Origin of the sequence: Bacteroides sp. UBA939, assembly GCF_002293435.1 — a bacterium.
Lineage (GTDB): Bacteria > Bacteroidota > Bacteroidia > Bacteroidales > Bacteroidaceae > Bacteroides.
In genome coordinates this window covers 20,015-27,149 of the sequence record NZ_DBDF01000098.1, presented here as the reverse complement: position 1 = coordinate 27,149, position 7,135 = coordinate 20,015, and the positions used below count along the sequence as shown (strand labels likewise).

General features: G+C 50.0%; 2 protein-coding genes. Both read left to right on the top strand.

The features are described from left to right. The first annotated feature begins 183 nt into the window (after positions 1–183). Positions 184–4,680: a translocation/assembly module TamB domain-containing protein gene (locus B2Z67_RS06915; RefSeq protein ID WP_291529087.1), complete on the top strand. Its 4,497-nt coding sequence runs from the start codon at positions 184–186 to the stop codon at positions 4,678–4,680. An 80-nt stretch (positions 4,681–4,760) separates the two neighbouring features. Continuing rightward, positions 4,761–7,109 carry a BamA/TamA family outer membrane protein gene (locus B2Z67_RS06910; RefSeq protein WP_291529100.1) on the top strand — a complete coding sequence of 783 codons (2,349 nt, stop codon included), beginning with the start codon at positions 4,761–4,763 and terminating at the stop codon, positions 7,107–7,109. Positions 7,110–7,135: the final 26 nt, after the last annotated feature.

The following is a 7,135-nucleotide window of genomic DNA, read 5'->3' as shown; positions in this document are numbered from 1 at the left end:
TAATTATGAACAGCTACTTAACTGCGATACACCAACTTTCAACGGCAACACCCCGAACTAATTTAGGCCTCTCTCATCAAAAACTCAAACGATTATTGCTTTTTACTGTTTTCAGGAACCAAAATCCGAATTAATTTGTTTACTTTGTGACACTTTTAACTCCGACTATTGATTGACGTCCTCATGAGAAGAAAATGGTTAAGATGGGCAGTTTGGATACTACTAACTCCTGTATTGCTGTTCATTGTATTAATGATTTTGCTTTACGTACCGCCTGTGCAGAATTTTCTGCGGAAGCAGGCTACGGTAATAGCGTCAGATGCCACCGGCATGGACATCAGTGTGGAGCGCATTGACTTGCGCTTCCCGCTAAACCTGTTGGTACGTGGGGTGCAGGTGATACAGAAGCCCGATACTTTACTGCTATTGGAAAGTCTGAACGTACGCGTGCAGGCATTGCCGTTGATACATGGGCGGGTGGAAGTAGACGAAGTAACCTTGCGCGGCGTATCCATGAACTCCGCCAATCTGATAGACGGCATGCAAGTGAAAGGCATTTTAGACCGTTTCTTCTTAGAAAGCCACGGCATAGACTTGAAGCAAGAGGATGCTGTCATAAACCGGGCGGAACTGAGCGACACCCATATATCCGTCGTGATGAACGACAGCACCGCAACTCCTCCCGACACTACTTCGACTCCTGTCAACTGGAAAGCCGTACTGCGCAAACTGGCGTTGAAGAATGTTTCCGTCGAACTGCAAATGCCGCCGGACTCCATGCGCCTTTCCGCCCGCCTGGGCGAAGCGCAGGTAGATGAAGCCGTTGTCGACATGCGCCGTCAGGCTTACGGTTGGAGGAAATTCCTGCTTACCGGTACTTCCGTGAACTATGACACCGGCAATGCCAAGCCCCTGGAAGGTTTCGACGCTTCGCATATCGCCCTGCGGGATATCCGCATAGGGATTGACTCTGTGACATATTACGGACGGAACATAAACGCCGTCGTCAACGAAATCTCCATGAACGAGCGCTCCGGATTGAGCGTCACTTCACTGACGGGGCGGGTGTTCGCCGATTCGGCCATGATACAGATACCTTCATTGCGCCTGCTTACCCCACATAGTGAAATGAGCCTCACCGCCCAAACCTACTGGGAGCAGATAGCTACCACAGGACAGTTGACGACTCATTTCGATGCCCTCATCGGCAAACAGGACGTATTACTTTTCGCCGGTGAATTACCTGAGACTTTTAAGAAAGCCTATCCTTTCCGCCCCCTTGTGATTCGCGCCGGAGTAGAAGGAAGTCTCAGCCGGATGCAGATTTCCCGCCTCAATATCAACCTGCCGGGTGCCTTTGCCCTGAACGGCGACGGTGAGGTGCTGAACCTGACGGACAGCCTGACCCGTAGCGGAAATGTAAACCTTGACATCCGCACACAAAACCTGAACTTCCTGACCGGATTGACAGGCGCCACTCCTGACAGCTCTTTTGTAATCCCGGACAATATGCACCTGACAACTCGTCTCGCTCTGGACGGACCGAAGTATGATGCTAAAATGAAGTTGGAAGAGAGTACGGGAGCGCTGGATTTAACGGCGCATTACAACTCCGTCAACGAAGCCTATCAAGCAAACCTTACTATCAATGCCCTGCAACTGCATAACTTCCTGCCTAAAGACTCAATCTACACCCTTTCGGCAAAAGCAACTGCCCGGGGTAAGGGATTCGACCCCGGAAACTACCACACCACAGCTACCGTGCAGGCTTCTCTTGATGAATTACAATATGGACGTTGGAATATATCCGCCATAGATTTTACGGCCGGATTGAAATCGGCGCTCGCTACCGTCCATCTGGTTAGCGATAACCCGTTGATAAAAATGCAAGCCGATGTCGATATGCGTCTGAACCGCAACTATCCGGACGGTAAGATTGATGTGAACGTGGAAGAAATGGACTTATATAAGTTGGGCATATCTATCCAGGAGTTGAAGCAACCTTTTGCTTTCAGTCTCAGTGCAGAAGCCCGTCATGACTCTATCAAGATGCAGTTGGATGCAGGCGATCTCAACTTCCGGTTCAGAACCCGCAGCACTTTGGAGAGGCTGATGGAACAGAGCAGCGCCTTTGCCACCCTGCTCGCCAAACAAATAGAATCGAAGCAACTGAACCATGCCGCCCTGCGCCGGGTATTGCCTTCAGCGGGTATGCAACTGAAAGCGGGCCGTAAAAATCCGGTCAGCTACTTTCTGGCAACAAAGAATATCTCTTTCGATGATATGATTCTCAACTTCGGTACTACCCCCCAATGGGGGATTAACGGACGGACGGCGATACACGGTTTGCGGATGGATTCCCTGCAACTGGATACCATCTTCTTTGCTATCCGTCAGGATACCTCGCGCATGACGTTGCAAGGGGGTGTCATCAATGGCCCGAGAAATCCGCAGTTTGTTTTCCGCAGCACGCTGACGGGCGAAATCCGCAATGAAGACGCCGAACTTACCCTGAACTATATAGATGCCAACGGAGATACCGGACTTGACCTTGGTATCAATGCGCGTCCACTGATAGAAGGTCGCGGCAGAGGCAATGGCCTTGCTTTCCGCCTGATACCTGCCGAACCCATCGTCGCCTTCCAGAAATTCCACTTTGTAGACCGTAGCGACTGGATTTACCTGCACAAGAACATGCGCGTATATGCCAATGTGGATATGAGTAGCGACGACGGACTGCGTTTCCGCATGCAGTCCGACCGGGCGGATACCGTCTCTCTGCAGAACATCAACTTGGAGTTGAGCCGCTTCCGCCTGAGCAAGCTGAGTAGTATCCTGCCCTATATGCCCCAAGTAACGGGGCTTCTGACGGCAGATGCGAAGTACATACAGACCCCCACCTCGCTGCAAGTTTCCGTCGAAGCCGGTGTGGATAAATTCACCTACGAACGGCATCCTGTGGGCGACGTCGGACTGGGTGTCACGTGGTTGCCGGGGGATGTCGGAACCCATTATATGAATGCCTATTTCCGCACCGGAGACACGGAAGTGCTGAACGCCGATGCGGTGCTGACACAGAAAAACGGACGCGATACGGTTGAAGTCAATACTACCTTTGAACATTTCCCGCTTTCTTTTGCCAATGCTTTCATGCCCGACCAGGTAGTGACTTTCACCGGTGATGTTGACGGTGAACTTAATATTACCGGCGCCATGGATGCACCGAAGATGCGCGGAGAGCTTTCAATGGATAGCGTTTCGGTCTATGCCCGCCAGGCAGGTGCACGCTACTGGTTCGACAACCATCCGGTGAAGATAGAAGACAATAAGCTCGTCTTTAACAAGTTTGCCATATATACCACAAGCCGGAATCCTTTTACAATTGATGGGAACATAGATTTCCGGAATATGCAGAATCCGATAGCCCAACTCAACCTGCGAGCAAAGAACTATACCTTCCTTGATGCGCCCCGCACTCGCGAAAGTCTGATTTACGGTAAGATTTTTGTAGACCTGAACGCTACAGTGCGCGGTCCGCTGCATGCGCTGACTATGCGCGGAAACATGAACCTGCTGGGTAATACGGATGTAACTTATGTACTGACCGACTCACCAATCACGGTAGAAGACCGGTTGGGCGGTTTGGTAACATTTACCTCTTTCACCGATACCGTTGCCGTGGTTCAAGAAGCACCCGCCATGTCGTTGGGCGGTATGGACATGTTGATGTCCATGCACATTGACGATGCTGTCCGCCTGCGCGCCGACCTCAGTCCCGACCGTAGCAGCCGCGTAGAATTAGAGGGCGGCGGTGACCTCACCCTGCAATATTCCCCGCAAGGCGAATTGACGCTTTCCGGTCGCTACACCCTGATAGGCGGTATGATGAAATATGCACTACCCGTTATTCCGCTGAAAGAGTTCAATTTTACGAACGGTAGCTACGTAGACTGGAGCGGTAACCCCATGAGTCCCAAACTGAATCTCACCGCCACTGAACGTATGCGCGCTTCGGTATCCGATGGCGACAATGGCGGTTCGCGCATGGTGAATTTCGATATTTCCATTAGCATCAAGAACAGTTTGGAGAATCCGGATCTTACATTCGACCTGAATGCTCCGGACGATGCTTCGGTACAGAACGAACTGATGGCGATGGCTACGGAAGAACGTAGTAAACAGGCAGTTGCCATGCTTGCTACGGGTATCTATCTGAACAGTGGCGCAAGTGGAGGTGGCTTGGATATGGGCGCTGCGCTGAACAGTGTGTTACAAAGCCAGATTAATGCGCTTACCGGCGAAATTAAGAATGCGTCTCTCAGCGTAGGTATAGAAGACCGTACTTCCGCCGAAACAGGTGACAAGCAGACGGATTACAGTTTCCGCTACTCGCAGCGTTTCTTCAACGATCGCGTGCAGGTGGTTATCGGCGGAAAAGTATCCAGCGGCGCCAACGCCACCAACAATGTGGAGTCGTTCATCGACAATATCTCCCTGGAGTATCGGCTGGACAATAGCGGAACGCGGTATGTGCGTGTGTTCCATAACAAAAACTATGAGAGCGTACTCGATGGTGAAATCACCGAAACCGGTGTCGGCCTCGTACTCCGGCGGAAGATGGATAAGCTGAGTGAACTGTTCCTGTTCAGAAGGAAAAAGAGGGCACAGGAGGTGGAATAAAGTGGTTAGTAGTTAGTAGTTAGTAGTAAGTAGTTAGTAGTAAGTAGTAAGTAGTTAGTAGTAAGTAGTAAAAAGAGATGATGAAGAGATTTATATATATACTCGTTACCGCCCTGATTCTGGCAGCTTGCTCAACAACCAAGAACTTGCCCGAAGGAGAGATACTTTATACCGGTCAGAAGCCGATAAAGGTCGAAAACCTTTCGGTGACTCCTGTTGGCGTCACAGCTATGGAAGAAGTGGAAGCGGCGCTTGCCAAAGCTCCCAACAATTCATTATTGGGCAGTTCCCAATACCGTATCCCTTTCCCTTTCGGATTGTGGGTGTACAACGATTTCGGAAAATACAAAAAAGGATTCGGGAAGTTAATATTCAACCTGTTCGCAGCTACTCCCGTATTCATATCTACTGTCAATCCGGATGTGCGGAAGAAAGTGGCGACAAATATTCTGCACGATTACGGTTACTTCAACGGTACGGTCGATTACCAGACCTTCATCAATCCCAAAGACAGCCTGAAAGCAAAGCTACAATACACCGTAAACATGCGCAATCCCTATTCCATCGACACCGTATATTATCATGGCTTTAACAAAACGTCCATGCGTATTATAGACCTGGGGCGGCGGCGTTCACTTATCAGTCCGGGCGAACAGTTCAATGTTACCGACCTTGACGGAGAACGTACCCGTATCAGCACCCTGTTGCGCAATATGGGGTATTATTACTTCCGTCCCGACTATCTGATTTATCAGGCTGATACGACCCTTGTACGCGGCGGACATGTTTCGCTACGCATGACTCCCGTTCCGGGCATGCCGAAAGATGCGGAACGGCCTTTCTTTGTAGGAAATGTTAGTTTCTATCTACACGGTCCGCAAGGGCAAATGCCGAATGACAGTCTTTATCACAAGAATTTCTGGCTGCACTACTACAACAAGCTGAAGATACGCCCCAATATGCTTTACCGCTGGCTGAATTATCAGGGATATCATTTGAAGAGGCAGCAACTATCCAGCGGAGGGTTGAATCGCCGTCCGGAAAAGTTATACAGCCAGTACAGGCAGACCCGTATTCAGGAACGTCTGGCGAGTGTGGGTATCTTCCGTTATACGGAGGTGCAATACACACCGAGAGATACCGCACTTATATCGGATACCCTTGACGTAAACATACGCGCCATGCTGGATAAACCTTACGACGCGGAACTGGACTTCAACGTCATCATGAAGAGTAATAACCAGGCAGGACCGGGCGCCGCTTTCACCGTTACGAAGAATAATGTCTTTGGTGGCGGTGAAACATGGAATGTGAAAGTGAACGGTTCGTATGAGTGGCAAACCGGTGGAAACAGTAGCTCGCTGATGAACAGTTATGAAGTGGGAGTATCGACCTCGCTTGTCTTCCCGCGTGTAGTATTTCCGCGCTTGGGAGCTTTGGAATATGACTTCCCCGCCTCAACCACTTTCCGTATCTACATAGATCAGATGAACCGGGCAAAATACTACCAGCTTCTGGCGTTCGGCGGAAACGTCACGTACGATTTCCAGCCCGTACCTACGAGGAAACACAGCATTACTCCTTTCCAACTAACGTTTAACGTACTTCGTAATCCGACTCCCGCCTTCGATGCATTGCAGGCGCAGAATCCGGCGCTTTACATCAGCCTTCGCGATCAGTTTATCCCGAAGATGGAGTACACCTTTACGTATGACAACGCATCCGTCCGCGGAGTGCGCAATCCCATCTGGTGGCAAACGACGGTTGCTTCCGCCGGTAACCTGACGTCTCTGATTTACCAGACTTTCGGACAATCGTTTAACAGAAAAGATAAGAAATTGCTGGGCGTACCATTTGCGCAATTCCTGAAGCTGAACTCTGAATTCCGCTACCACTATCGCATAGACAGGAACCAGATGATTGCTTCACGCATCGCCGGAGGAGTAATCTGGTCTTATGGAAATGCAACAACGGCGCCTTACACGGAGCAGTTCTATATAGGAGGAGCCAATAGTGTCCGTGCATATTCCGCACGCAGTATTGGTCCCGGTGGATATCCGCCTGATAAGGAGAAAAAGTATTCGTACATTAACCATGTGGGGGATATCCGTATGGAGGCGAATCTGGAATACAGGTTCCGTATCCTGGCCGACTTGCATGGAGCTGTCTTTCTTGATGCCGGTAATGTCTGGCTGATGCGTGAAGACACTGGTCGTCCTGATGGAAAATTCACGTTGAAGAACTTCCCGAAACAGATAGCTCTCGGTACAGGTATCGGTGTACGTTATGACCTGGACTTCCTGGTGTTCCGCTTGGATTGGGGAATAGCGTTGCATGACCCGTATGATACCGGGAAGAAAGGATATTATAATATTCCGAGTTTCAAAGATGGCATGGCTTGGCATTTTGCTATCGGTTATCCATTCTAATCGGTTATTCATTCTAAGAACAGAGA

Bases quoted from the DNA above. Each gene is read 5' to 3' on its own strand.
- B2Z67_RS06915 (WP_291529087.1), top strand. From the start codon at position 184: ATGAGAAGAAAATGGTTAAGATGGGCAGTTTGGATACTACTAACTCCT.
- B2Z67_RS06910 (WP_291529100.1), top strand. From the start codon at position 4,761: ATGAAGAGATTTATATATATACTCGTTACCGCCCTGATTCTGGCAGCT.